The 25,377-nt window shown below is 69.7% G+C and carries 29 protein-coding genes and 1 pseudogene; 23 read left to right on the top strand and 7 right to left on the bottom strand.

Going from position 1 to position 25,377, the window contains the following annotated elements; genetic code table 11:
• The 10 genes from OG746_RS06620 (at position 1) to ygfZ (ending at position 6,458) form a co-directional block, all read left to right on the top strand.
• Positions 1 to 255, top strand: a complete 255-nt coding sequence (locus tag OG746_RS06620) for a MoaD/ThiS family protein (RefSeq protein ID WP_266712497.1) — start codon at positions 1 to 3, stop codon at positions 253 to 255.
• Between the two features lie 7 nt (positions 256 to 262).
• Positions 263 to 1,339: a hypothetical protein gene (locus OG746_RS06625; RefSeq protein ID WP_266712499.1), complete on the top strand. Its 1,077-nt coding sequence runs from the start codon at positions 263 to 265 to the stop codon at positions 1,337 to 1,339.
• A 35-nt stretch (positions 1,340 to 1,374) separates the two neighbouring features.
• The gene (locus OG746_RS06630; protein WP_266712501.1) at positions 1,375 to 2,112 is read left to right on the top strand and encodes an LmeA family phospholipid-binding protein; all 738 of its coding nucleotides are present in this window, start codon (positions 1,375 to 1,377) and stop codon (positions 2,110 to 2,112) included.
• Positions 2,113 to 2,324: 212 nt separating this feature from the next.
• A complete protein-coding gene (locus OG746_RS45535) occupies positions 2,325 to 2,405 on the top strand; it encodes a putative leader peptide (RefSeq protein WP_352133573.1) in 81 nt (26 codons plus the stop codon).
• Positions 2,406 to 2,559: 154 nt separating this feature from the next.
• Positions 2,560 to 3,405, top strand: coding sequence for a sulfurtransferase (locus tag OG746_RS06635; protein ID WP_266712502.1), 846 nt, complete (start codon positions 2,560 to 2,562; stop codon positions 3,403 to 3,405).
• Between the two features lie 32 nt (positions 3,406 to 3,437).
• Positions 3,438 to 3,725 carry a DUF1416 domain-containing protein gene (locus tag OG746_RS06640; protein ID WP_266712503.1) on the top strand — a complete coding sequence of 96 codons (288 nt, stop codon included), beginning with the start codon at positions 3,438 to 3,440 and terminating at the stop codon, positions 3,723 to 3,725.
• 123 nt (positions 3,726 to 3,848) lie between these two features.
• Complete coding sequence (locus OG746_RS06645; RefSeq protein ID WP_266712504.1) at positions 3,849 to 4,109, top strand: DUF3099 domain-containing protein; 261 nt, start codon at positions 3,849 to 3,851, stop codon at positions 4,107 to 4,109.
• Between the two features lie 245 nt (positions 4,110 to 4,354).
• Positions 4,355 to 4,948 carry a heme-binding beta-barrel domain-containing protein gene (locus OG746_RS06650; RefSeq protein WP_266712505.1) on the top strand — a complete coding sequence of 198 codons (594 nt, stop codon included), beginning with the start codon at positions 4,355 to 4,357 and terminating at the stop codon, positions 4,946 to 4,948.
• A 39-nt stretch (positions 4,949 to 4,987) separates the two neighbouring features.
• On the top strand, positions 4,988 to 5,443 hold the full coding sequence (locus OG746_RS06655; RefSeq protein ID WP_266712506.1) for a Fur family transcriptional regulator: 456 nt from the start codon (positions 4,988 to 4,990) through the stop codon (positions 5,441 to 5,443).
• Positions 5,444 to 5,477: 34 nt separating this feature from the next.
• The gene (gene ygfZ / locus OG746_RS06660; protein WP_266712507.1) at positions 5,478 to 6,458 is read left to right on the top strand and encodes a CAF17-like 4Fe-4S cluster assembly/insertion protein YgfZ; all 981 of its coding nucleotides are present in this window, start codon (positions 5,478 to 5,480) and stop codon (positions 6,456 to 6,458) included.
• 12 nt (positions 6,459 to 6,470) lie between these two features.
• Here the strand turns inward: ygfZ and dtd are convergent, their stop codons facing one another.
• Positions 6,471 to 6,896 carry a D-aminoacyl-tRNA deacylase gene (gene dtd / locus OG746_RS06665; protein ID WP_266712508.1) on the bottom strand — a complete coding sequence of 142 codons (426 nt, stop codon included), beginning with the start codon at positions 6,894 to 6,896 and terminating at the stop codon, positions 6,471 to 6,473.
• A gap of 199 nt (positions 6,897 to 7,095) precedes the next feature.
• Between dtd and OG746_RS06670 the strand changes: the two genes are divergently transcribed.
• Entirely contained in the window at positions 7,096 to 7,722 is a 627-nt protein-coding gene (locus tag OG746_RS06670; RefSeq protein ID WP_371590832.1) for an RsiG family protein, read from the top strand.
• Positions 7,723 to 7,887: 165 nt separating this feature from the next.
• Entirely contained in the window at positions 7,888 to 9,180 is a 1,293-nt protein-coding gene (locus tag OG746_RS06675; protein WP_266712509.1) for a GNAT family N-acetyltransferase, read from the top strand.
• A 114-nt stretch (positions 9,181 to 9,294) separates the two neighbouring features.
• On the opposite strand, the gene OG746_RS06680 is transcribed toward OG746_RS06675, so the two are convergent.
• Positions 9,295 to 9,480, bottom strand: coding sequence for a hypothetical protein (locus OG746_RS06680; RefSeq protein ID WP_266712510.1), 186 nt, complete (start codon positions 9,478 to 9,480; stop codon positions 9,295 to 9,297).
• Between the two features lie 166 nt (positions 9,481 to 9,646).
• Between OG746_RS06680 and OG746_RS06685 the strand changes: the two genes are divergently transcribed.
• The gene (locus tag OG746_RS06685) at positions 9,647 to 10,603 is read left to right on the top strand and encodes a winged helix-turn-helix domain-containing protein (RefSeq protein ID WP_266712511.1); all 957 of its coding nucleotides are present in this window, start codon (positions 9,647 to 9,649) and stop codon (positions 10,601 to 10,603) included.
• A gap of 69 nt (positions 10,604 to 10,672) precedes the next feature.
• On the opposite strand, the gene OG746_RS06690 is transcribed toward OG746_RS06685, so the two are convergent.
• On the bottom strand, positions 10,673 to 10,864 hold the full coding sequence (locus OG746_RS06690) for a hypothetical protein (protein ID WP_266712512.1): 192 nt from the start codon (positions 10,862 to 10,864) through the stop codon (positions 10,673 to 10,675).
• A 215-nt stretch (positions 10,865 to 11,079) separates the two neighbouring features.
• Between OG746_RS06690 and OG746_RS06695 the strand changes: the two genes are divergently transcribed.
• The 5 genes from OG746_RS06695 (at position 11,080) to OG746_RS06715 (ending at position 16,650) form a co-directional block, all read left to right on the top strand.
• Complete coding sequence (locus tag OG746_RS06695; protein ID WP_266718750.1) at positions 11,080 to 11,967, top strand: GntR family transcriptional regulator; 888 nt, start codon at positions 11,080 to 11,082, stop codon at positions 11,965 to 11,967.
• A complete protein-coding gene (locus OG746_RS06700; protein ID WP_266712513.1) occupies positions 11,916 to 12,752 on the top strand; it encodes an HAD family hydrolase in 837 nt (278 codons plus the stop codon). The genes OG746_RS06695 and OG746_RS06700 overlap by 52 nt, the downstream gene beginning before the upstream one ends.
• A 98-nt stretch (positions 12,753 to 12,850) precedes the next feature.
• A complete protein-coding gene (locus OG746_RS06705; RefSeq protein ID WP_266712514.1) occupies positions 12,851 to 13,735 on the top strand; it encodes a winged helix-turn-helix domain-containing protein in 885 nt (294 codons plus the stop codon).
• A gap of 144 nt (positions 13,736 to 13,879) precedes the next feature.
• On the top strand, positions 13,880 to 16,021 hold the full coding sequence (locus OG746_RS06710) for an aminoglycoside phosphotransferase family protein (RefSeq protein ID WP_266712515.1): 2,142 nt from the start codon (positions 13,880 to 13,882) through the stop codon (positions 16,019 to 16,021).
• Positions 16,018 to 16,650: a TetR/AcrR family transcriptional regulator gene (locus tag OG746_RS06715; protein WP_266712516.1), complete on the top strand. Its 633-nt coding sequence runs from the start codon at positions 16,018 to 16,020 to the stop codon at positions 16,648 to 16,650. Before OG746_RS06710 ends, OG746_RS06715 begins: the two co-directional genes overlap by 4 nt.
• Before the next feature lie 117 nt (positions 16,651 to 16,767).
• On the opposite strand, the pseudogene OG746_RS06720 reads toward OG746_RS06715, so the two are convergent.
• Positions 16,768 to 16,911, bottom strand: a pseudogene (locus OG746_RS06720) (LLM class flavin-dependent oxidoreductase); the annotation flags it as partial.
• A 170-nt stretch (positions 16,912 to 17,081) separates the two neighbouring features.
• Positions 17,082 to 18,533 carry a DHA2 family efflux MFS transporter permease subunit gene (locus tag OG746_RS06725; RefSeq protein ID WP_266712517.1) on the bottom strand — a complete coding sequence of 484 codons (1,452 nt, stop codon included), beginning with the start codon at positions 18,531 to 18,533 and terminating at the stop codon, positions 17,082 to 17,084.
• Between the two features lie 111 nt (positions 18,534 to 18,644).
• On the opposite strand from OG746_RS06725, the gene OG746_RS06730 reads away from it, so the two are divergent.
• The 5 genes from OG746_RS06730 to OG746_RS06750 all read left to right on the top strand — a co-directional run bounded on the left by OG746_RS06730 (position 18,645) and on the right by OG746_RS06750 (position 22,503).
• Positions 18,645 to 19,103 (top strand): MarR family transcriptional regulator, encoded by a 459-nt coding sequence (locus OG746_RS06730; protein WP_266712518.1) that lies wholly within the window; start codon positions 18,645 to 18,647, stop codon positions 19,101 to 19,103.
• 468 nt (positions 19,104 to 19,571) lie between these two features.
• Positions 19,572 to 20,150 carry a hypothetical protein gene (locus OG746_RS06735; protein ID WP_266712519.1) on the top strand — a complete coding sequence of 193 codons (579 nt, stop codon included), beginning with the start codon at positions 19,572 to 19,574 and terminating at the stop codon, positions 20,148 to 20,150.
• An 860-nt stretch (positions 20,151 to 21,010) separates the two neighbouring features.
• Positions 21,011 to 21,424 carry a helix-turn-helix domain-containing protein gene (locus tag OG746_RS06740; protein ID WP_266712520.1) on the top strand — a complete coding sequence of 138 codons (414 nt, stop codon included), beginning with the start codon at positions 21,011 to 21,013 and terminating at the stop codon, positions 21,422 to 21,424.
• Positions 21,425 to 21,446: 22 nt separating this feature from the next.
• Entirely contained in the window at positions 21,447 to 22,055 is a 609-nt protein-coding gene (locus OG746_RS06745) for a hypothetical protein (RefSeq protein WP_266712521.1), read from the top strand.
• Between the two features lie 109 nt (positions 22,056 to 22,164).
• Positions 22,165 to 22,503 (top strand): DUF2516 family protein, encoded by a 339-nt coding sequence (locus OG746_RS06750; RefSeq protein WP_266712522.1) that lies wholly within the window; start codon positions 22,165 to 22,167, stop codon positions 22,501 to 22,503.
• Between the two features lie 111 nt (positions 22,504 to 22,614).
• On the opposite strand, the gene OG746_RS06755 is transcribed toward OG746_RS06750, so the two are convergent.
• Together OG746_RS06755 and OG746_RS06760 are read right to left on the bottom strand one after the other, a co-directional pair.
• Entirely contained in the window at positions 22,615 to 24,003 is a 1,389-nt protein-coding gene (locus OG746_RS06755) for a PP2C family protein-serine/threonine phosphatase (protein ID WP_266712523.1), read from the bottom strand.
• Positions 24,004 to 24,293: 290 nt separating this feature from the next.
• A complete protein-coding gene (locus OG746_RS06760) occupies positions 24,294 to 25,355 on the bottom strand; it encodes a C40 family peptidase (protein WP_266712524.1) in 1,062 nt (353 codons plus the stop codon).
• Between the last annotated feature and the right edge of the window lie 22 nt (positions 25,356 to 25,377).

Here is a 25,377-nt window from a genome sequence, read left to right on the forward strand (position 1 = left end):
ATGGCGCAGGGCACGATCCGCTTCTGGGCGGCGGCCAAGGCCGCCGCCGGCGTCGCGGAGGAGCCGTACGAGGCCGAGACCCTGGCCGCGGCGCTGGACACGGTGCGCACGCGGCACCCCGGCGATCTCGTCCGGGTCCTCCAGCGCTCCTCGTTCCTCGTCGACGGGGACCCGGTCGGGACCCGCGGTCATGAGACGGTACGGCTTGCCGAGGGCGGCACGGTCGAGGTGCTCCCGCCGTTCGCAGGAGGATGACACCCCGATGAGCAACAACCAGCAGTACCCGTACCAGTACGACCCTCAGTACGACCCGTATGGGCAGCCGCAGCAGCAGCCGCAGCAGCAGTACCAGGATGAGGCCACGCAGCAGTGGCAGGGCAGTACGTGGGACACCCAGGTGCAGCCGTCGGCGGTGCCGCAGCAGGGGTACGAGTACGGGGGGCCTCCGGCTCAGCAGTGGTCGTACGAGGCTGCGCCGCAGGGGCCTGCGACGGGCCCCGCCCCGCAGATGTCGGAGACGCCCGCCGCACGGGGCTCCGCCCCGGACCCCGCGGGCTCACGGCCCAGTGCGGGGCCTGATGTGGCCACCGCTGCCCAGCGCGCCCGCGCCGAAGGTCGGTCGCCCATCATCGAGCCCGGGCTGCAGCCTGCCGCGCTCACCGCCGTGCTTGCGCTGTTGCTCGCCGGTGGTGCCGCCATCGGCTCGTACGCGCTGCTCGTGCCGCTGGTGGTGTTGCAGGCGGTCACGGCCGCGGGCTGGTTCCGGCTCAACGGGATGTGGCCCGCCCGCCAGGGCATCGCGCTCGCCTTCATGGGCGGCGTCGTCGCGGACATCGCGCTGCTCGTGGCCGGCCGCGACAACGGCCCCGCCGCGATCCTCGGCACGCTCGGCGTCTGGGTGCTGCTCACCCTGGTCCTCCAACTGCGTTCGCACGCCGAGCCCGACGAGCGGATGTACGGCCTGATGGCGACGGTCGCCTCCGCGGCGCTCGCGATCGTGGCGACCGGGCATCTCGCGGCCGATCCCGAGGCGGTGACGGTCGGCGGGGTGGCCGTGGCGGTCGCGATCGTGGCCCGCGCGCTGCCGCTGCCGACCGTCGTGTCCGTCGTCGTCGCGCTGCTCGCGGCCACCGGTGCGGGGATCGCCGCCGGCGGCATGACCGACCTGGGTTCGGGCGGCGCCTTCCTCGGCCTCGGTGCGGGTGCCTGCGCCGTCATCGGCCACCGGGTCGCGTCGTACGACTACCCGTCGCGGTTCGTGCACATGACGGCGGGCGTGGCGCTTCCGCTGGCCGCTGCCGCACCGGCGGTGTGGTTGCTGGGCCGCGCACTCGGCTAGCGGCCGTGCGGCGCGGTTCGCGTACCCTCCGGGCCATGCGCGCACTGCGAATACTGTTGATATTTGTCGTCGTCATCGGCGGCCTTTTTGTGGCGGCCGACCGGATCGCGGTCCACTTCGCCGAGAGCAAGGCCGCCGACAAGATCCGCACGAGCGAGGGGCTGGGGCAGACCCCCGACGTGTCGATCAACGGCTTCCCGTTCCTGACCCAGGTCGCGGGCGGCACCCTGGACGACGTCCAGCTCGGCATCCAGGACTTCGAGGCGAAGAGCGGCAAGAGCGACGGCGCCGCCATCCGTATCGCGGACCTCAAGGCCGAGATGCACGGCGTGAAGTTCGACAGCAGCTACAGCTCCGCCACCGCCGACTCGGCCACCGGTACCGCCCGTATCGACTACACCGAGCTCCTCAAGGCCGTGAAGAAGGAGGGCCCGGCGCAGGTCGCGCCCGGCATCTCCGCGTGGATCGACGGGCTCGCGTACGGCGGCGACCACAAGGTCAAGGTCACGGTCGCGATCAAGACCCCGCTCGGCACGGTGCGGCCCACGGTGCGCAGCACGGTCGACGTCGACGGCGGCAAGCTCTCCGCGCGCGCCGACAGCCTGCCGGACGTGAGCGCGTTCAAGCTGGCGGACGGACCACTCCGGGGCGTCACCGACTTCCAGCAGGCGCTCGACGACCTGCCGGCCGGTATCAAGCTCGACCGGGTGCAGGCCGTCGGTCAGGGCATCGAGATCACGGTGAAGGGTTCGGACCTCGACCTGGTCGGGTAGGCCCGGGGAGATGCCGAAACGGGCCCGGGGCGCCATCGGTCCGAACTGCGAGACGACGGCGTCCGCAGAGTAGATGTCACCGGGCGTCCGGCGGTGCGGCGGCGGGGCGAATGCCGTCCCGGATCGCGATCGTTCTCATATTCCGGACGATCTCGTCTCACCATCCGACACGCCGGTGACACGGCCGCCGGTACGTCCTTACGATCGGACCCATGAAGCGACAGGCGGATCTCACGAAGCGGCGGGCAGTAGACCTGTGCCGCGTCGCCGCCATGCTCTGTCGCGCCGCCTGAGCGCGGGGGCACCCCCTGCTCGAGCGAAGCCGAGAGCTTGGGGGCGGATCAACTCCCGCTTTCCCCGGACCCCTTGAGGCCTACGTCTCGGGGTCCCCGTGCAGCTACGCACACCCCTTTCGCATACCCCCGCAACTGCCCCGGAGGAATCAGCATGAGCCGCAGCGACGTCCTGGTAGACGCCGACTGGGTCGAGGCCAACCTCGACAACGACAACGTGGCGCTGGTCGAGGTGGACGAAGACACGTCCGCGTACGACAAGAACCACATCAAGAACGCGATCCGGATCGACTGGACCAAGGACCTCCAGGACCCGGTCCGCCGTGACTTCATCGACCAGGCCGGCTTCGAGGAGCTGCTGTCGAAGAAGGGCATCGGCAACGACACGACCGTCGTCCTCTACGGCGGCAACAACAACTGGTTCGCCTCCTACGCCTTCTGGTACTTCAAGCTCTACGGCCACCAGGACGTGAAGCTCCTCGACGGCGGCCGCAAGAAGTGGGAGCTCGACTCCCGCGACCTGGTCGACGGCGCGCAGGTTCCGAACCGTCCGGCCACGCAGTACAAGGCCAAGCCGCAGGACACGTCGATCCGCGCCTTCCGCGACGACGTCGTCAACGCGATCGGCAACCAGAACCTCGTCGACGTGCGTTCGCCCGACGAGTTCTCCGGCAAGCTGCTCGCCCCGGCCCACCTCCCGCAGGAGCAGTCGCAGCGTCCGGGCCACGTCCCGTCCGCGCGCAACATCCCGTGGTCGAAGAACGCCAACGACGACGGCACGTTCAAGTCGGACGACGAGCTCAAGGCCCTGTACGAGGACGAGCAGGTCGACCTCGCCAAGGACACCGTCGCGTACTGCCGCATCGGTGAGCGCTCCGCGCTCACCTGGTTCGTGCTGCACGAGCTGCTCGGCCAGGAGAACGTCAAGAACTACGACGGCTCGTGGACCGAGTACGGCTCCCTCGTCGGCGTGCCGATCGAGCTCGGCGCCAACAAGTAACCCCAGCGACCTTTACTTCCTAGGAGAGCAACATGTGCGGAGCGAAGGCCGGCGGCCCCGACGCCTCGACGATCAAGCCCGGTGAGACCACCATCCAGGGCCAGGTGACCAAGGACGGCGAGCCCGTCACCGGTTACGTGCGCCTGCTGGACTCGACCGGCGAGTTCACCGCCGAGGTCCCCACCTCGGCCACGGGCCAGTTCCGCTTCTACGCGGCCGAGGGCACGTGGACCCTGCGCGCACTGGTCCCCGGCGGCCAGGCCGACCGTACGGTCGTCGCCCAGACCGGCGGCCTCGCCGAGGTCGCGATCGCCGTCTGAGCGGTCACACACAACGGCTGAAGGGCCGCACCCCGCCTGGGTTGGACGCCACTGGTACGGGTGCGGTCCTTCGGCATGTACGGAGCCGGAGCCGGGCCGCCCGCACGGGCTTACGCTGAAGGTATGTACGCACGGCGGAAGCATGCCTACTTCGCCATGATGGGCGTATGCATCGCCCTGTTCGTCCTGGCCTGGGGCGTCGTACGGCTCTGGTCGGTGCCCGCGGCCGTCGCCATGTGCGTCGTCGCCATGGTCATCCCGCCCTTCGCGGCCATCGTCGCCAACCGGCGAGGGCCCGACGACCGCTGGTGGGACGACCCCTCCGGCGATCCGAAGTCCGACGAGTGGTGGGACGAACTGGACGGCAAGAAGCGTCACCAGTGACACCCCAGTGGCACCCGCTGTGACCGACCTCGCCGAGAGCGCCGGTGCCCAGACGACTACAGTGGGGTCCGGCTCTGTTATCCGCATACGTTCCGCTCACCGAGGAGCAATCCCGTGCTTGAGGCCTTCTTCTCCACCCTTCTCGTCCTGGTCTGCGTCGGCGTCGTCGCCTTCGCGGGTCTGACCGTGAAGAAGCTGTACCAGGGCCAGCGCTGACCCCCCACTGAGAGACGTCTGAACCGCTCATGATCCAGATCCCGTCCGACCTGCACCCCGACCTCGTCCCCCTCGCCTTCCTCCTGGGCGACTGGGCGGGCGCCGGCGTCACCGACTTCCCGGGCGCCGAGAAGGCCAACTTCGGTCAGGAGGTCTCCTTCACCCACGACGGGCGGGACTTCCTGGAGTACCACTCGCACTCCTGGATCCTGGACGCCGAGGGCAACAAGGTGAAGCCCTTGGAGTCCGAGTCCGGCTTCTGGCGCATCACTGCGGCCGAGGGTGACAAGGGCCGCCCCAGCCAGGTCGAGGTCGTCATGGTCCGTGACGACGGCGTCGTCGAGGTCTGGTACGGCGAGCTCGCCGACAAGAAGCCGCAGATCGACATCGCCACGGACGCGGTGGCCCGCACGGCGGCCTCCGGCCCGTACAGCGGCGGCAAGCGCCTCTACGGCTACGTGAAGAGCGACCTCATGTGGGTCGGCGAGAAGCAGACCCCCGAGGTTCCGCTGCGCCCCTACATGTCGGCCCAGCTCAAGAAGGTCGTCTCCCCCGACGAGGTCGCCGAGATGGCGCGCAACCTCCCGGACATGCCGGACGACGGCATCGCGTTCTTCAAGTAGGCCGAATCGCTCTCTCCAAGTAGTTCTAGACTCGTCGGTGTGGTGAGCACCGAAGGCATCGACTGGAAGAGCGATCTGCGGCAGCGCGGCTACCGGCTGACGCCGCAGCGCCAGCTTGTCCTGGAAGCCGTGGACACCCTGGAGCATGCGACCCCCGACGACATTTTGTGCGAAGTGCGCAAGACGGCGTCGGGGGTCAACATTTCGACGGTCTACCGGACCCTCGAGCTCCTGGAGGAGCTCGGGCTCGTCTCGCACGCCCATCTCGGGCACGGCGCGCCCACGTACCACCTCGCCGACCGGCACCACCACATCCATATGGTGTGCCGGGACTGTACGAACGTGATCGAGGCGGATGTGGACGTGGCGGCGGAGTTCACCGCCAAGCTGCGCGAGGAGTTCGGTTTCGACACCGACCTCAAGCACTTCGCGATCTTCGGTCGCTGCGAGAACTGCGCCAAGAACGCCAAGAACAAGGGGCGGACGCAGGAATAAGCGCGTCCGCCCACTCGTCGTAGTGTGTGTGAACATGCAGCGACATTCAACGAGCAGCCCCCTGCTGGCCCTGCCCGGCGCCGTTCCCGCCGAGGGCGTGGACGAAGGCGTCGCCGCGCACTACGGCGACCTGTTCCGCGAACAGCGGGCCCTCGCCGACGGGGCGGGCGTCGTCGACCTGTCGCACCGCGGCGTGATCACGGTCACCGGCGCGGACCGGTTGAGCTGGCTGCACCTGCTGCTCACCCAGCACGTGGAGCAGCTGGAGCCGGACCGGGCCACCGAGGCGCTGATCCTCTCCGCCAACGGACACATCGAGCACGCCCTGTACCTCGTCGACGACGGCACGACGACGTGGGCGCACGTGGAACCGGGCACGCAGGAGTCCCTCCTCGCGTACCTGGAGTCCATGAAGTTCTTCTACCGGGTCGAGACCGCCGACCGGACCGACGAGTTCGCCGTCGTGCACCTGCCCGCCGGGTCGATCGCGCCGGTGCCCGACGGGGTGGTCGTGCGCGAGACGCCGCACGGCCGCGACCTGTTCCTGCCGCGCGCCGACCTGGAGTCGTACGCGGGTGAGAACGGCCCGACGGTCGGGCTGCTCGCCTACGAGGCGCTGCGCGTCGAGCAGCACCGCCCGCGCTTCGGCTTCGAGACGGACCACCGCACCATCCCGCACGAGCTGGGCTGGATCGGCTCGGCCGTGCATCTGCAGAAGGGCTGCTACCGGGGGCAGGAGACCGTCGCCCGCGTGCACAACCTCGGCAAGCCGCCGCGGCGGCTCGTCTTCCTGCACCTGGACGGCAGCGAGGTGCACCTGCCGCCGCACGGCGCCGAGGTGCGGCTCGCCGCGGATGGCCCCGAGGGCCGCAAGATCGGTGTCGTGACGACCTCCGTACGCCACCACGAGCTCGGCCCGATCGCGCTCGCGGTCATCAAGCGGAACGTGCCGGCCGACGCGGAGCTCCTCGCGGAGGCCACGGCGGCGGCGCAGGAGATCGTCGTAGAGCCCTGATTCGCTGGGGAATCACATCTCCAGGAGCACCGTGAACGGGCCGTCGTTCGTCAGGGACACCCGCATCTGCGCCCCGAAACGGCCCGTCGCCACGGTCGCGCCGAGCGCCCGCAGCTGCGCCACGACCTCGTCGACCAGCGGCTCGGCGACCGGGCCCGGCGCGGCGGCGTTCCAGGTGGGGCGGCGGCCCTTGCGGGCGTCTCCGTAGAGCGTGAACTGGCTGATCACGAGGAGCGGCGCGTCGATGTCGCTGCACGACTTCTCATCGGCCAGCATCCGTACCGACCAGAGTTTGCGGGCCAGTTGGGCCGCCTTCTCCTTGGTGTCCTCGTGCGTGACCCCGACGAGGACGCACAGGCCCTCGCCCTTGATCTCGCCGACCGTCTCGTCGTCCACGACGACGCTCGCGCCGTCCACCCTCTGCACCACTGCTCGCATACGGCCATCATGCCGTGCGCCGATGTTCGTGCTCCGCAAGGGGTTTGGCATGCTCCCCAACCCCCCATCCGGGGCGGATATGGGGCACTCGGGCCCGAAGTGGGCGCTGGGAGTGGCACCATGCTGACACGCGGTGCGTCGGTGGCGTGCGGCGCGGTCCGGTCGAGGGGACGGTAAGCAGACCATGGATACCCATGCCATGAGCCACACAACGAGTACGGGGCTGCCCGGGCAGCCCGTATCGCTGACGCACAGGGAACGGGTGGCCCCGCTGACCCGCCCGCCGGCCCAGCGGACCGACAGCCCGGAACTGCCCGCCGCGCCCGCCGTGGACCTGGCGGCCCTGCGCCTGCCGGAGCTGCGCACGCTGCGCCGCGACTCCCAGCAGAACGAGGCGGACCTGAGCTACGTACGACGCCTGCTCCAGGGCCGGATCGACATCCTGCGGGCCGAGTTGGGCCGGCGGAAGGACCCCGAGTCGCCCGTCGTGGACCGGCTCTCGGAGATCCTGCGGGACCAGCCGACGCGGCAGCGCTCGTCGGCCCGGCACGTCACGCTCGGCACCCCGCACAGCGAGGAGTCCCGGCGCCTCGCCCAGGAGATGCTCGCCGAGGTCGAACTCTCCGACCTGGCCGCCCGCACGGACGACGAGCTGCTCGCGGCGATGGGCCGCCTCGTCCGCTACGAGCAGTTGGTCTCGCGCCGCCGCCACCAGCTGCAGCGCACGGCGGACGACTGCAGCGCGGAGATCGCCCGCCGCTACCGGGCGGGCGAGGCCCAGGTCGACGACCTCCTGACCGGCACGACGGGCTTCACCGGCGACTGAGGGGCACATCAAGCCCGCTCTGAGACGAGAGCCTGCGGGGCCGGGGCGGGCGACGGGGGCAAAACCAGCCCCGCCGGCGTTTGAGGCGCGGGGACCGGGCCGGAGCCCCGCGGCCTGGGAAGAATCGGGGCGACACGCACGCCGGGCCCCGCCTAGCGTGAGCTCATGAGTAACCGTGCCGCCACCCCTGATGACCGCGAAGCAATAGACGTCCGGGACGTCACCGAGGACGAGCTGCCCGACTGGTGCCGCACCCTCGACACCGGTTTCCTGCGCCCCCCGACCGCCTCACCGCAGAGGGTCGCCAAGGTCCGCTCCCACTTCGACCTCACCCGCACCCGCGCCGCCTTCGCCCCCGCCGGAGGCGGCGGCACCCGCCAGGTCGCCACGTTCCGCTCCTTCGCGCAGGAGCTCACCGTGCCGGGCGGCGCCACCGTCCCCACGGACGCGATCACCAACGTCACCGTCAGCCCCACGCACCGCCGCCGCGGCCTGCTCAGCCGCATGATGGCCGCCGACCTCGCCGAGGCGAAGGAACGCGGCGACGTCGCGGCCACGCTGATCGCCGCCGAGTACCCGATCTACGGCCGGTTCGGCTTCGGCCCCGCGACCACCACCACGACCTGGGAGATCGACGTGGTGCGGTCCGGTCTCGACGCCCGCTGGTCGGGGCCCGACGGCGGCGGCCGGGTGGACATGGCCGACGCCGAGGAGATCCGCAAGGTGGGCCCGGAGCTGCACACGAAGCTGCGCGGGCGGGTCGCCGGTCTTGTCTCGCGCGGCGAGCAGTGGTGGCAGTACAACACCGGCCTGTGGCCGACCCCGGAGGACCCGTGGACGGAGCCGTTCTACGCGGTGTACCGCAACGCGCGCGGCGAGGTGGAGGGCCTGGTCGCGTACCGCACGGAGGCCCGGTTCAACGACCACATGCAGCCGACGTGCACGGCGAAGGTGCAGGACCTGCTCGCTCTCACCCCGACCGCCGAGCGGGCCCTGTGGCACTTCGTCTGCTCGGTCGACTGGGTCACCGTCGTGGAGAGCGGGCACCGCGCCTCGGACGACCTGTTGCCGGACCTCCTCCCGGACCCGCGCGCGGCCCGCGTGACGCAGCAGGCCGACTTGATGTGGGTGCGGATCCTGGACGTCGTACGGGCCCTGGAGGCGCGCTCGTACGACACCAGCGGGGAGATCGCGTTCGAGGTGCTCGACCCCGCGGGGCTCGCGGGCGGACGGTTCACGTTGACGGCGGCGCCCGGCGGGGCGGTCTGTTCGCCGGGCGCCGCCTCGCCCCAACTCACGGTCGACGTACGCGAGTTGGGTGCTCTGTGGCTGGGTGGCGAGTCCGCGGTGCGGCTCGCCGCCCTGGGGCGGATCGTGGAGCACGAGGAGGGTGCGGCCGCCGGGCTCGGCGCCCTGCTGCGGACCTCGCGGCGGCCGTGGTGCCCCGATGTGTTCTGAGCCGCGGCCCTTGGTGATCTGGGCCGCGACCCCATTCACGTACGACGTACTGACGATGTGCTGACGACGTACTGACCGACCGGGCTCCCGGCTCCCCTCCGGAAGGGAGCCCGGTCAGCCGCTCTGGGCGAGCAGCATCACGAGGACGACGGCCCCGATGCCGCTGATCACGGTGTTCTTGGCCTTGAGGCCGACGGAGAGAACGATGAAGGCGATGATGCCCATCGGCCCGTACTTCCACTGGATGAGCTGCTCGAACCCGATGGCGAGTGCGGCGATGACGATGGCGAAGAGCGGCATTGTCCTACCTCCTTCAGGACCTGCGGTCCTTAGTGGTGACCAACTTCAGGTCCCCCGACCATGTCCGGGAAGTTGGTCACCAACTCAAAGGTAGTTATCTCCGTTGAAGGGCGGCTCATAACCACCTTCACCTCAACTCCCCAAAGATGGCGGGAAGTTGTAGGGTTTGGTTGTGAGTGGGGAGCATGCCGCCGTCAACGGACGGCCCAGGTCACAGCGGGCGCGCTACACGCACCGCGAAGTGGCCGACGCGCTGCGCGACCGGATCACGTCCGGCCGCCTGAGTCCCGGCCAACGGATGCCTACACAGGCACAGTTGGCGGGCGAATTCGGTGTGGAGCGCTCCGCCGTACGTCAGGCGCTGCGCATTCTGCAGTCCGAGAACCTGTTGGTGAACGCCACGAAGGGCAGCCCGGCCACGGTCGCTCGGCATCCGCGGCCCGCGCTGCTCGGCCCCGAGGCGCAGCCGCAGTCGACCATGGTGACGCTCGCTCCGCGCATCGCCGAAGCCTTCCAGCAGGCGGACGTGGAGATCGACGCCCTGTGCATGACGGCGGTCTCGTTGACGCTCGCGATGGGTGAACCGCTGCGCCTCATCCACGAGGGGCGTACGAAACCGGCCAGGGTCCGGGTGCGGGTGCTGCTGCCGAGCCGGGACATCGACCTCGCGTTTCCCGCGCCCGCGCCACCGGTCGTCGAGCCCGTGTCGCGGGCGGCGGAGGCCTCGCGGGCGGAGGCGGCGGTGGGCGGCAGGCTGCGGCGCGACTGGCTGGCGCAGCGCAACGCGCAGGGGCAGGTGCTGCGCCACAATCTGCTGGCTCTGCGGGCCACGCACGGCATGGACGTCTCGGTGGAGTTCCGCGCGCTGCCGTTCACGCCCCCGGTCAAGCTCTACCTGCTCAACAGCAACGAGGCGCTGTTCGCGTACTACACGCTGGCCAGACACGGCGAGCAGATCGACCATGAGCGGGTGGATGTGTACGACGCGCAGGGCGTGCGGCAGATGCTCTTCGCGTTCGAGCACGGGGCGGGGCTGCGCGACACGACCTTCGTGGAGCAGTCCCACCTTTGGTTCAACGGCTTGTGGAACACGATCAGCCAGGACCTGTGGCTCAGCTCATGACGGTGGGCCCGGCCAGTGATGGCGGGCCCGGTCGATGACGGTGGTCCCGGCCAGTAAGAGCGTGCCCGATCAGTGCAGCGCGGGTCCGGCCACTGTGAGTGCGAGCAGCACGCCGCCCACCGAACTACAGGTGGCGTTCCTGGCCTTGGCGCCGATGGCGAGCAGGAGCAGGCCGGCGAGGCCGGCCGGACCGTAGTGCCACTGCGCGAGCTGCTCGAAGGCGATCACGACCACCGCGGAGAGGAGGCTGAGAACGGACATGGTGGTTCCTCCTGCTTCGGCGTTGCTTCGCTGATGGGCCTTACTTGGTCTCCTTCGTTGCCACCATCGGCCACCTTCTTCCAAGTTGGCGACCAACTGCACTGGAGTTGTCCCCACTTGGTCGTGGTATATAAACAGGAGGACGACAACTCGCGCCAAATCACGGTGAGTTGTGCCGTTTGGTCGGGGACCCAGGGGAGCAGGGCGTGGCGGACATGGCAGACGCGACACTGAACGGCAGGAGAAGGCTCACGGCCCAGGAGATCGCCGACCAACTCCGCGAGCGCATCAGGGAGGGCGCGCTGCGGCCGGGCGACCAACTGCCCACGCAGGCCACGCTCGCCGATGAGTTCGGCGTCGAGCGCGGCACGGTCCGTCAGGCGCTCCAGCTCCTGGAGACGGACGGCCTGCTGAGCAAGCGCAGCAAGGGCAGCCCGCCGCGGATCGCCCCGGGCTCCGCCGCGCGCGACGAGCCGCAGCCCTCCATGGTCGCGCTCGCCCCCCGCCTGGTGGAGGCCTTCCACGCCACCCACGTCCGTATCGACGCGGTCTGTATGACCTCCGAAACCCTGATGCTGGCCCTCGGCGAGCCACTGCGGCACATCCACGAGGGCCGCATCCGCCCCGAATCCCTCGACGTACGCATCCTGCTGCCCAGCCGCGACATCGACCTGGCGTTCCCGGTGCCGGTCCCGGACGGCAGCGACGGGATCGACCACGACGAGGGCGTCGCGGTGCACAACCGCTGGCTGGCGCAGCGCAACGCGCAGGGCCAGGTGCTGCGCCACAACCTGCGCTCCCTGCGCTCCTCGCACAACATCGATGTGCGGGTGACCTTCCGCGCGCTCCCCTTCACCCCGCCGGTCAAGCTCTATCTGCTGAACCAGTCCGAGGCCCTGCTCTCGTACTACATGGTCACGCGGCGCGAGGAGGAGATCGACAACGACACCAAGCTGGAGATGTTCTCGGCCACCGGCACGCAGGCCCTGCTCTTCTCCTTCGAGGAGCGGGCGGGCCACCGCGACCGGACGTTCGTGGAGGAGTCGCAGAAGTGGTTCGACGCCCTCTGGGAAACCATCACCTCCGACCTGACACTCTCCTAGTGACTTCAGAGATGACGAAGCAGACTGTTCCGGTGGCAGAAGAGACCGAACCAAGTCGGAAATCGGCCGAACAGGGCGACGCGCGAGAGTCGGGCACCCTCGCGGACCTGATCGCGAGCGCCCGCCATGTCCTCTTCGACTTCGACGGCCCGATCTGCCGACTGTTCGCGGGCCGCCCGGCGGCGGGGATCGCGCGGGAGCAGGTGGAGTGGCTGGATGCGCAGGGGCTCGGGGACATCCTGATGGCCGAAGAGCGCGTTGACGCGGACCCGCACACCGCGCTGCGCCGCCTCGGCCGGGAGCGGCCGGGCACCGACCTGGTCGAGGAGATGGAGAGTGGGCTCACCGAGCAGGAGCTGCGCGCCGTCGCCTCCGCCTGGCCCACGGAGCATGCGGACCCTCTGATCCGCACCTGGACGGCGGTGGGCACCCGCCTCGCCATCACCACCAACAACTCGGCCGAAGCGGCCCGCCGCTACCTCGCGAGCCGCGACCTGTCCGGTTGCTTCGAGCCGCACATCTACGGCCGCACGAAGGACCTTTCCCGCCTCAAGCCCGACCCGTACTGCCTTCATCGCGCCATGTCGGCGATGGGCGCGGCGCCCGCGGCCACGCTGATGATCGGTGACGCCGTGTCGGACCTGGTGGCGGCGCGGCGGGCGGGCGTCGCGTTTCTGGGCTACGCGCGTAATGCCCGCAAGGAGGCCGCCCTGAGGGAGGCGGGGGCCCGACAGGTGACCGCAACCCTGGAACCGATCATCGACATTCTGCGGGGCCGCGCCTGACCTGCGATTCCCTCGCCCTTTGGCGCAAGCCGGGGGGAGTTGGCAGCCAACTGCCGTAGAGTTGTACGGACTTGGTCGGGGGGTGAGGGGAGATCGTCGTGGTGAACGCGAATACGGAGAACGCCCCCAGACCCACCGCCGAGGAGATCGCCGACGCCCTGCGCAAGCGGATCATCGGCGGAGAACTCAGGGCCGGCGAGCGCCTCCCGACGCAGGCCGCGCTCGCCCGGGAGTTCGGAGTGGAGCGCGGCACGGTCCGCAACGCGCTGCAACTGCTGCGCTCGGAAGGCCTGTTGGCGAACACGGGCAAGGGTAGCCCGCCCACGGTGTCCCGCCCCGAGCGCCAGTCGCCGCCCGGCGCACAGGCGGCCAGAAGCATCCTGGGCCCACGCCTGGTGGCGGCCTTCGAGGCGCCGCAAGTGTACGTGGACGTGGCGAGCCTGACCGGGGAGACGCTGGTGACAGCCCTTGGGGAACCGTTGCGGAAGGTGTACGAAAAGAAGCTGCGGCCGGAGTCGGTGCGGGTGCGGATGGTGGTGCCGAGGCCGGGCGGAGACGTCGACTACCCGGCTCCCGCCGCTGGTTGGGGCGTTGACGACAAACTCGACACGGCGGTCAAGCAGCGCAGCCGGATCCAGTGGACCTCGCAGCAGATGGTGCTGGACAACACCTTCAAGCGCCTGCGTGACAACGGCGTCGACGTGAGCTTCGAGTTCCGCTTCGTCTCTGGAGTGCCGACCCGGAAGGTGTATCTCCTGAACCGGCAGGAGGTGCTGGTCGGGCACTACGTTCCGGATCGGTTCGAGCGGGAGATCGACGACTACGAGGGCGCGGACACGGTGGAGCTCGTGGACGTGGAGGGCTTCGAGACCGAGATGTTCCCCTTCGAGCGCTCCAACGGCGAGGACCATGCCGCCTTCGTGGACGGGGAGCAGGCGATGTTCGACGGCCTCTGGGAGCACGTCGCGCAGCAGCGGACCTGAATCGTTCGCGTTCGAGCCCCTTACCCCCGTGAGTGTTTCTTTACACCTCGAATTCGGCCACTCCGGTCACTCCGGTCGTCAGGGCTGTGCGTGCGCACTACTGTGTGGGCCTGTTACAGCCCGTGCTCGAGTCAGGAGCGGCCTGTGGGCGCTGCGGATGCCTGGCACCACGTCGTGGAGCGTGCGGAGCACGACGGCGTGGCAGTCGGCGGTCAGCACAACATCAACCATGTGGTGCGACTGACCGCCGAGGAGGCACGGGCTCTCGACTGCCCGCAGGACGCGCGCGTGGTGGTCCGTCGGCGCAGGGCGGACGTGCCCCCCGTGGTGATCAGGACCTGGGACGACGAGCCGGAGATCCTCGCGGCGTTACGCGACCGGGGCCGGCCCGTACCGGAGTGTCTGGCCCGGTTCGACGGCGTGGCCGTCCACAGCTACATGGAGGGCACACCCCTCTCGGAGATGCACGGGGACGACGAGCCGTCGACCGAGCGGCTGATCGGCGCCTTCGCCGAGGCGCTCACGGACTTGGCGCGAGTACCCGAGCGATGCCTGCCGGCCCGCCCCGCATGCTGGCCGAAGGACGGGGACGGCCGGGGTTTCCTGAGGACGCTGCTGAACCGGGCCGAGGCGCAGATCCGGCAGGTCAACTGGCCGGCGTTCGGCGGGCTCTTCACGTCGTTGGGAGTTCCGGGGAACTCCCTGCGCCTGTATGCGAGCCGGGCGCCCAGAATGACGTCCCGCCCCTTCCAGCTCCTCCACGGCGACCTGCACCGGGGGAACGTGCTCGTCCCGCCCGGTGGTGAGTTCCGGTTGACGTTGGTGGACTGGGAGTTGGCGACGTACGGGGACCCCCTGCACGACCTGGCCGTGCATCTGGTGCGTATGGGCTACACCCCCGAACAGCGGGGCCAGGCGATCGAGCTCTGGCACAAAGCGATGTGGGGCGTGCGGCCCGAGGCGGTCGACGGCCTCGACTCCGACCTCGGGCACTACATCGACTTCGAGCGCGCGCAGTCCGTGTTCCCGGACGTGATCCGGGCGGCCGACTCTCTCGACGAGCACTGCGGTCAGAGCGAACTGGCAGCGGCGGCCACCGAGGTCCACCGGGCCCTGGAGGTGGCCTCGGGCCCGCTGCGGCTGCGCAACGTGCTGATGCCGTCCGCGATCGAGCCGCTGCTCTACCGGTGGCGCACGGCCAAGAAGGGGCGCGGTCGCGGCGAGGCCTTCGCGGCCTCGATCCACTGGGAGCGGGACGAACGCCTGCCCCTGCCCGCGGACTTCGGCCCCGACCGGGTCGAGCAGGCTCTGTGGTCCGAGAGGGTGGCCCCCGCGCGATACGTCTTCAAAGGGACGTCCCATCTGGGAACGTTCGTGGACGTGCGGGGCTTCGGGCGCGTCATGGTCCGCCGCAAGGTGAGCACGGCCAACCCCATCGAACCCAGGGTCCTGGACGAGCACGCGGTGCTCCGGGCGATCGAGGAATCGGGCGCCGGGGCCAGCGTGCCGAGGGTGCTCGCGCTGGGCACGAGCGACTGGGGCGACCAGTTCACGATCCAGTCGTACGCGGGTCATCACCGCGACCGCGGCGGCCCGCAGCATCCGGAGCACGGGCTGCTGCCCGGTGAAGTGACCGACCTGGTCGACCAGCTGTGCCAACTCGCCGCCACCCGGATCGATGTGGCCGAACAGGACATGGGTGGGCTCCGCTTCTACCCATGGCTGTGCAGCCAACTGTCCGTCCTGGTACGAGAGCTGTCGCCAGAGGCGAAGGAAGAGGCGGCCCGCCTCGGCCTTCCGGACGAGCACGGGGTGGAGGACCGCTTGCTGCGCCATGTGGTGCACGGGCGTCGTTATGGGCTGCTTCATGGGGATTTGAACCCCTGGAACCTGGTCAGGCGCGAGGGCAGGACGGGCCTCACCCTGATCGACTGGGAGATGGCCATGGTCGGGGACCCGCTGTACGACCTCGTACGGCACATCCACCTGACGCCGACGACCCGGGAGGTCCGGGGTCGGATGTACGCCCGCTGGTCGCAGCGGATGCCGGAGCAGTTCACCCATGGCTGGGCGAGCGACATCCCCGTCTATCAGGGCCTCGAAGTGGTCCGTTCCGCCTATGTGGACCTGGAGCGCGTGGTCACCCGCTCCGGCCTGGACGCCCCGAACGTACGGCGGGCCGTGGGCGCGTACCCGCTGACGCTCCGCAAGGCCCTGAGCTGGCTGGAGTCGCCCCCTCAGGGGCCGCGGTCGGCCCGGGCCCCGGCCCGTACGCTCGGGGCATGAGCAGCCCCGACCCCGCCCCCGGCCTCCGCGAACTCAAGAAGCAGCGCACCCGGCAGACGCTCTCCGAGACAGCCGTCCGGCTGTTCATGGAGAGGGGGTACGACAACGTGTCCGTGGCCGAGGTCGCGGCCGCGGCAGAGGTGTCGAAGCCGACGTTGTTCCGGTACTTCGCGGCCAAGGAGGACCTCGTTCTCCACCAGTTCGCGGATCACGAGGACGAGGCGGCGCGGGTCGTCGCGGGGCGGAGTGAAGGGGAGGCGCCGCTCGGGGCGTTGCGGCGGCATTTCCTGGAGGGGCTGCGGCGGCGGGATCCGGTGACCGGGCTGTGCGATCACCCGGCGGTGCTCGCGTATCAGCGGCTGTTGTACGGGACGCCGCAGTTGGTGGCGCGGTTGTACGGGTATCAGGAGCGGTCGGAGCGGGCACTCGCGGAGGCGCTGGGCGGGCCCCCGGTGCGGGCGCGGATCGCTGCCGGGCAGATCGTGGCCACGCAGCGGATCCTCGCCGAGGAGAACGTGCGGCGGATCGTGGCCGGCGAGTCCGCCGACGAGTTGGAGGCGGCGGCCGTGAGCACTGCCGAGGAGGGGTTCCGGCAATTGGGGGAGGGGATCGCCTCGCTCTACGGGTGAGCGCCCCCTTGCCTCGATAGCCCCTCTCGCCGTAAGTCTGCGCGACCTCGTCGAAGCAACGGATCACAGTGCGGGCGAGCTTGTCACCTGCGCCTTGGTGTGGCGCACTTAGTCGAGTACCGGGGTGAGCAGCGTCCCCAACCGGATCCGTGACGTTGTGAGTGCGGCCGCGGTCAGCAGCATCCACGCGTCCCCGAAGGGCCGCCCCGAGTAGTCCCGTTAGTGGACGTGGTCCCAGACGAAGAGCCCGTCCAAGCGCATCCGGGCATCTTGGGCCACCCCCACTTGCCTGGGCGGTCTGCGAGTCGATGACAGTCACCGACCGCGGGTTCTTTTGTCCTCCCGCAGTCGTGTTCACCGCTCGCAGGTGCCCGGTGAACCGGCCGGCGCAGCGCCCGGTAGGGAAGGCGGCCCAGCAGCGGGCCATTCGCTCAGCGACCGGGCGTCATCTCGCTGACGGCCGCAGCCGGTACGGCGTCTGCGGACTTGGCTTTGGTGTGGTTGCGTACCAGCAGGCAGGCGAGTGCTCCGGCCATGACCACGGCGATCGGCAGGATGGCAGTGACGTGCATCGTGGCGAGAAACGCGTCGGCGTACGTCTTGCCGGTGGCCAGCTCGGCGGCCAGTCGGCCCTGCAGCAGAGCGCCGACCGTCGCCGCGCCGATGACCGAGCCGATCTGACGGATCGTGTTGTTGACGCCTGAGGCGGCGCCGGCCAGCCGGGGGTCGACGTTCCTCATGGCCTCGGTGGACATCGGAGCGACGACGCAGCCGATTCCCAGGCCCGTGACCACGGTCGCGGGGATGAACGCGTACCAGGGGGTGGCGACCCCTGCGATCAGCACGATCGCGAGCATCCCGGCTGCGTACAGCGTCAGTCCGGCCATCAGCAGGTACTTGCCGCCGATGCGGTCGCAGAGCCGTCCCGCGAACGGCCCGACGGTCATCGACACCAGCGAGGACGGGGCGAGCACCATTCCGGCCTTGATCGCGCTCATGTGCAGTACCGACTGCAGATAGAGGTTGAACGGCAGCACCAGTCCGATCATGGCCATCGACACCAGTGCGACCAGCACGGTCATGACGGTGAAGTTGCGGTCGCGGAAGAGTGCGAACGGCACCAGCGGCTCCTGGTCCTGCTTGCCGCGCTGGTGCAGCAGGAAGCCCATGACGAGCGCGGCGCCGGCGGCCAGCAGTGCCCAGATGCCGGGGCCCCAGTGGTAGTGCTCGCCCTCCTGGAGGCCGAAGGCCAGACAGAACAGCGCCGCTGTGGCGATCAGTACGCCCACCACGTCGAAGCGGTGCTTGCGGCCGTGCCGGATGTCGGGGACGACCAGGAAGGTGAGGGCGAGCGCGGCAAGGCCGATGGGCACGTTCACCAGGAAGATCCAGCGCCAGCCGACCGTGGAGACCAGGATGCCGCCCAGGGTGGGGCCGGACAGGGTGGCAAGACCGGCGACCATGCCCCAGATCCCCATGGCGGTGCCGCGCCGCTGGGCCGGGAAGACCGACACGATCAGTGTCATCGTCTGGGGTACGAGCAGGGCGGCGCCCAGACCTTGGAGCGCGCGGGCGGCGATCAGCAGGGCGGGGCCCGGGGCCGTCCCGCACGCGACGCTGGCCAGGGTGAAGATCACCAGCCCCGCGGCGAAGAGGTTGCGCGGCCCGAACAGGTCACCGAGGCGGCCGGCGGTGATCAGCAGCACCGCCAGCACCAGGGCGTAGCCGCTGACCACCCACAGAGTCTGGTCGAGCGACGCCCCCAGGCCGTCGATCATCTCCGGGAGCGCGATGTTCACGATCGTGAGATCCAGCAGGGTCATGAAGAAGCCGAGGGAGAGCGTCACCAGCACTGCCCACGGGTTTGCGTGCCATTTCCGCACGGGATCCACCCCTTCGCCCGGCCCCGGAACCTCCGGGGCACAGGCGTGACGATATTTCATCGAGGTCGATACATCAAGATGGATGTATCTAGTTCGATGTACCGTGAGGGCATGAATGGAGTCGAGCTGTTCCTGCTGGGGCGAACCCTGATGAAGATCGGCGAAGAGGCCATGCCGGAGCCGGAGGGCGGCAGTGGACGCCACTCCGGTACCGTCCGGTCCGTCCTGATCGTGGTGAGCGACATCGCTGCCCATCCGGACAGCGCCGTCGGCGAGATCGCCGCACGCACCGGCCTGCCGCAGAGTCAGGTGTCCACCGCCGTCGCTCGCCTCAAGGAGACGGGCGCGATCACGACCGCGCCCGATCCGGCCGACCGTCGCCGCCTCCTGGTCCGGCAGTCCCCCGATCTGTCGGACCGTGTGACCCAGGTCCGGGCGACCACGATCGACGACGCGCTCGCCAAGGCGCTCGGTGCCGGCGATCCGCAACGGATGCAGGAAGTCGCCGATGCTCTTGCCGTGCTCTCCCGGCACCTGACCCCGCAGGCGCTGGCCAACCTCCGCTCATAGGCCTGCGAGGACGGTCGGCGCTGTCCACGACTCTCCTGCAGGCACCATGAGCACCAAGAACCCCTGTGCCACATGCAGGCCGATACGGACAGCACAACGCGATCATGGGTGGGGGCATCCCCCCTGCCGAACGGGGTGCCCATCCCGGGTGCGGTGAGCAGAGCTCCGCACAGGACGGCTCCTCGCCCGCCGCGCCGTCCACCACAGCCCGCGGTTCGTTGGTCTCCGTGACTCAGGTGGCGGACCTGAGTGCCAAGGACGTCAAGGCCCGCCTGACGAAGACAGGTATCGACGCGACGCAGGTCCGCCACGGCGTACGGGCCCACCGGATCGTGTACCGCACCGTCGACATCAGGGGAAAGCCCACCACGGCAAGCGAGTTGGTCGCCCTGCCGAAGAACGACGAACACGACCTTCGGGTGGTGTCCTGGCTGCACGGCACCGAGGCAGGCGACCGTCAGCGCGTCGGTGGACGCATTGCGGGCGGCTCGTGCGTTCGCCCGCAGGGACGGCCGCGACTTCGACCGGCGCGTGCTGATCAGCGGGTTCTCCCAGGGCGGCCCTGCCACGATGATGGTCGGCCGGGCTCTGCAACAGCGCATCGACCCGTACTTCGGCCTGGGTGCCCTCGCCCCGATCGCGGGTCCGTTCGACCTGACCGGTTTCGAGGCCGACGCGGCCGACGACAAGGTCGAACGGTCCTCGCTCTACCTCGCGTACTTCTCGACCGCATGGCAGCGGATGTACGGCCTGTACGACTCGCCGGCCGACGCGTTCCGCGCCCCCTTCGACAAGACGGTGGAGTCGCTCCTCGACGGCAACCACACGGGGGAGCGGATCGCGGCCGCGCTGCCGAGGACATCGAAGGAACTGTTCGCCGAGAAGTTCCTCCAGAAGATGCGCAATCCCACGGGAGATCTGCGACGGAAACTGAAGACGATGGACAACACCTGCGACTGGCGTCCCGAAGTCCCGGTGCACCTCTTCCACGCCAAGGGCGACAAGGACGTCTTCTGGACGAACTCTCAGCACTGGCTAGTCAGTTGAGGGCCAACGGGGCCGACGAGCAGTTCACCGACATGGGGCCGGTCGACCATTACACGACGGTCCTCAAGGCCGTGCCGAAGGTGGCGCGCGAGTTCGACACCGCCCGCTGATCCGGACCACGTGTCGGCGGTCAGGGCAGGAAAGCGCTCTTGGTGCCGCTCCAGGACCTCGGCCGTCAGGTGCGCCCACTCTTCGTTCGCTGCCTCGTCGTGGCCGACGTACTGCTGGGCGATATTGCGAATATGGCCTACGCCCAGCAGGGACGTGTCATGCCGCTGGGTGGCCGACAATCCCGTTCCGGCCAGTGCGGCCAAGGCCGCGTCCAGTCAGCCGAGTTGATGAGGGCCCATGATCTGGCGGCGCGTGCCGGTCGCCGCCAGGATCCATGGCGAGTAGTCGCCTGTCGAACTCTCTGCGGAAGGTCGCCCCAGAACGTGGAGCACTCTTCGTAGGCGGGCAGGATCCTGCGGTATCTGCTGCGACGGCAGAGCCGGTGGAGGCGGTGGTGAGTGTCCACGATCTCGGGCGCTTTCGCGGCGAGGAGATCCAGCGTCTCCAGAGGCCTCTCCGTCGAGTAGAAGCGGCGAAGCACGTGCTTCGGGAGGATCCCGTTGAGCAGCGCGAGTCGTCCTGCGTAGGACCGAACCAGTCTTGTTCGGAAAGGGCGGTGAGCTCAGAGGCACTCAGAGGCAGCGGTCGTGCAGGCCCCGTCGGGGCCGCGTCCCCGATCATGCCGATGTCCGACCGAGACCGGCTCACCTTCAGCGAGACACGACAGCCCCCGCCGCCCCGTTGTTGTGCGGAACACTTTTGCAAGCAGGCGCTTGCAATAGTTAGCGAGGATGCGGCACCATCGACGTATGGCATCGCTCAACGTCGGAAGTCTCGGCGAATATCTGCGCGAGCAGCGTCGCAACGCGCAGTTGTCGCTCCGTCAGCTTGCCGACGCCGCCGGAGTGTCCAACCCGTACCTGAGTCAGATCGAGCGCGGGCTGCGCAAGCCGAGCGCGGAAGTTCTGCAGCAGGTAGCCAAGGCGCTGCGGATCTCCGCGGAGACGTTGTACGTGCACGCCGGCATTCTCGACGCCGAGCGCGAGCGGACCGAGGTGGAGACGCGCGCCGTCATCCTCGCCGACCCGCTGCTCAACGAGCGTCAGAAGCAGGTGCTGTTGCAGATCTACGACGCCTTCAGGCACGAGAACGGCGGCAGCGACGGCGAGCCGGACAGCGGTGAGCCCGACAGTGGCGATGCCGAGCCCTCAAGCAGCAGTTGATGTGATCCGGGAGGACCACGCCATGGCCATCAAGGACGACCTGCGCAAGACCCTCACCGACCCGACCCCGCTCTACTTCGCCGCCGGCACCGCCGAGCTGGCGTACCAGCAGGCCAAGAAGGTGCCGGGGATCGTCGAGCAGCTGCGGAGCGAGGCGCCCGCGCGCTTCGAGTCCGTGCGGCAGACCGACCCCAAGGACGTGCAGGACAAGGCGACCACCCGCGCCAAGGAGGCGCAGGCCACCCTCACGGCGAGGGTGAACGAGATCGTCGGCACCCTCGACGCCGACCTGAAGAAGTTCGGCGAGAGCGCCCAGGAGTTCGCGCTGCGCGGCGTCGGCTACGCCGCCGAGGCCGCCGTCAAGGCGCGCGAGACGTACGAGAAGGTCGCCGAGCACGGCGAGGAGGCCGTGAAGGCGTGGCGCGGCGAGGCCGCCGAGGAGATCAGCGAGCTCGCCGAGGCCGTCGAGCCGGACGCCGAGCCGAAGCCGGAGGCCAAGGAGACGACGGCCACCGACGCGGACAAGTCCGGCGCCGCCAAGAAGACCGCGGCGAAGAAGACCACGCCGGCGAAGAAGACGGCCCCCGCGGCCAAGAAGACCGGCTCCGGCTCCACGCCGCCCGCCAAGTAGGCCCTACGCCGACGGGCCGGGCACTTGTGAAGTGTCCGGCCCGTTGTCCGGGTACCGTGGCCGTGGTCGGAAGGTCCCTTGATTCGATTCTGGTGGTGGCGTTGTGCTGATGCAGGGGTTCGCCAATGTGATGTGGCTGCTGAGCATGGCGTTGATCATTTTCAGTGGCTTCGCGCTCGTCGACGCCGCCATCCGGCGTGAGGACGCCTACCGCGCGGCCGACAAGAAGACCAAGCCGTTCTGGCTGATCATCCTCGGGATCGCGTTCGTCGTGAACCTGCTGTTCCCGATCCTGTCGTTCCTGCCGATCATCGGGCTCATCGCGACCATCGTGTACATGGTGGACGTGCGGCCCGCCGTCAAGCAGATCAGCGGTGGCGGCGGGGGCCGCAAGGGCCGCGGCTCCAGCAGTGACGGGCCGTACGGTCCGTACAACGGCGGCCGCTGACCGACCCGTTAGGGACGAGGGCGTGGCTGTTGGCCGCGCCCCGTTCGGATCCAGTTACCGACCGCGACCTGTTCGGACGGACCCGGCCGCCGACCAGCGGCCCGGCCGGGTTCACCGGTCGAGCAGCAGTACCGCCACGTCGTCCGTCAGATCGCCCCCGTTGAGATCGCGCACCTCGTTCATCGCGGCCTCGAGCAGCTCCTCGCCGGACAGGCCCTCGGCCCGCCGGCGGCGGATCATCTCCACCATCCCCTCCTGGCCGAGCCGCTGCCTGCCCTGGCCGATCCGGCCCTCGATCAGGCCGTCCGTGTAGAGCATCAGGCTCCACGAAGACCCCAACTCGACCTGCATGCGCGGCCACCGGGCCTTCGGCAGCAGTCCGAGGGCCGGGCCGTTGTTCTCGTAGGGGAGCAGGACCGCGGGGCGGCCGGGGCTCGCTATCAGCGGTGACGGGTGGCCCGCAAGGCACAGGCCCGCGCGCCGGCCGTCCGGCGAGATGTCGACCGTGCACAGCGTCGCGAAGATCTCGTCGTCCGAGCGCTCGTGCTCCAGGACCTGCTGGAGCGTGGAGAGCAGCTCGTCCCCGCACAGGCCCGCGAACGTCAACGCCCGCCAGGCGATGCGCAGTTCGACGCCGAGCGCCGCCTCGTCGGGGCCGTGCCCGCAGACGTCGCCGATCATCGCGTGGACCGTGCCGTCGGCCGTGCGCACCACGTCGTAGAAGTCGCCGCCGAGCAGCGCGCGCGAGCGGCCCGGACGGTAGCGGGAGGCGAAGCGCAGCGTCGAACCGTCGAGCAGCGGGGTCGGCAGCAGGCCGCGCTCCAGGCGGGCGTTCTCCTGCGCGCGGATCCGGGACTCGGTGAGCCCCTGCTGCGCGATGTCGGCGCGCTTGCGCTCGACCGCGTAACGGATGGCCCGGCCGAGCAGCCGGGAGTCCAGCTCGTCGCGGAACAGGTAGTCCTGGGCGCCCACACGGACCGCCTCCGCGCCGCGCTCGGCGTCGCCCGAGGTGGTCAGGGCGAGCACGGCCCGGCGCGGGGCCAGGCGCAGCAGGTGCCGCAGCGTCCCCAGCTCGTCGTGGTGTTCCGGCTCCGCCCTGTCCGGCTTCGTGCCGGGCAGCGCGAGGTCCAGCAGGATGCAGCTGACGTCGTCGGTGAGCAGCCGCTCGGCCTCGGTGAGGTTGCGCGCGGTGCGCACGCGGATCGGCTTGCCCGCGGCGTCGGGCACCTCGGGGATGCTGAGGGAGCCCGCCGGGTCGTCCTCTATGACTAGGATCGTCAGACCGGTCGCGTCACGGTCGGCGGGTGCCGGCTCGTGCGCGGTGTCGTCGGTCGGCGTCTCCTGGCGGCGCTCGGCGCTCTGTATGTCGTTGGCGTCGGGGCGGTCGGTGGTCTGCCGCTCGCCCTGCAGGTCGTACGTGTCGGTCGTGGTGTGCGCGTCCGGAGCCTGACCACTTTCCACGGCCGGGATGACTCTCTGCCGCGGTACGGGTACGGGCATCGCTTCGGTTTCCTTCCCTCCCCCCGAGGGCACGGTGGGACGAAGGTCCTCGCACCACCGACGGGGACCTTAGCGGTAGCCGACGTCCGAACGGAATGGTGAGCGGCAAGCGGCCCACGTCATATGCCGTCCCCCGCACCGGAATTGAGTGGGTTCCGTCCCTGGTCGGGCGGGCCGAAGATGACGAAGGTCACGCCGCGGCGCCGGAACCGCAGCGCCCCGCGTGCCGTAGATCACGTGGGGCACGTCACCCCATCTGTGCCCATGTCCGACATCCGGTCACCCGGGTCTCAGGCGTCGGGCCTGACCACCCCGAGCATCGCCATGGAACCCGCGCCCGCGACCGTCACATTCCGCCCCGGACGGGGCGCGTGGATGATCGCTCCCTTGCCTATGTACATCCCGACATGGCTGGCGTCGTCGTGGTAAATGATCAGGTCGCCGGGGCGCATGTCCTTGATGTCGATGTGCTTGAGCTGCTTCCACTGCTCCTGCGACGTGCGCGGTATCGGCCGCTTCGCCGACGCCCACGCCTGCGAGGTCAGGCCCGAGCAGTCGAACGACTTCGGACCCTCGGCGCCCCACACATACGGCTTGCCCAGCTGCTCGGAGGCGTAGCGCACGGCCTTCTTGCCGGCCTCCGACGCCTTGCCGTCGATCTCCTTCAGGACGCCCGAGGAGAGCCATTCCGTCTGCGCCTTCTGCTCGGCCGCCTCCTCCAGCTGCCGCAGCTGCTCGCGCTCCTTCTTGGCGAGCTTGTCCTCGATCTTCTGCGCGGCCTTGATCTGCTTCTCGATCCGCTCCTTCGCGGCGGCCTTCTTCTTGCGCCCCTCGTCCAGCGACTTCCACTTGTCGGCGGCGGCGTCCGCGTACGCCTCCAACTCGTCCTGGGTCCTGACGAGGCGGGACATCAGATTCCGCGTGGCCTGCTGCCCCTGGTAGGCGCGGCCCGCGTTGTCGAGGAAGCGGCTCGGGTCGCCGGCGAGCATGAACTGGGTCTCCTGGGAGATCCCGCCGTTGCGGTACTGCTCGCGGGCCGCCGCGCCCGCCCGGCCCTTGAGGCCGTCGAGCTCCTGCTGGCCCGCGGCGATCTTCCGGGCCAGCTTCACGATCTGGTCGGACTGGTCGGCGGCCTTCTCCTCCGCCGCGTTGTACTCGTCGGTGGCGACGGCCGCCTGGTGGTACAGCTTGTCGATCTTCTTGCGGACCGACTCAAGGTCCTTGACCCCGGGGGAACTTGACGGCGATGGAGAGGGGGACGGCTCCGCGTACGCCAGCCCCGTCGGCGTCAGTACGGTCACGGCGCACACGAGCGCCAGGGCCGCCACCGTCGTCGTGCTCCGCTTGCTCATCTGCTCCGCCCCCACAGCCTGG

It is taken from the genome of Streptomyces sp. NBC_01016, from assembly GCF_026341035.1.
In the GTDB taxonomy this organism is placed as follows: Bacteria; Actinomycetota; Actinomycetes; order Streptomycetales; family Streptomycetaceae; genus Streptomyces.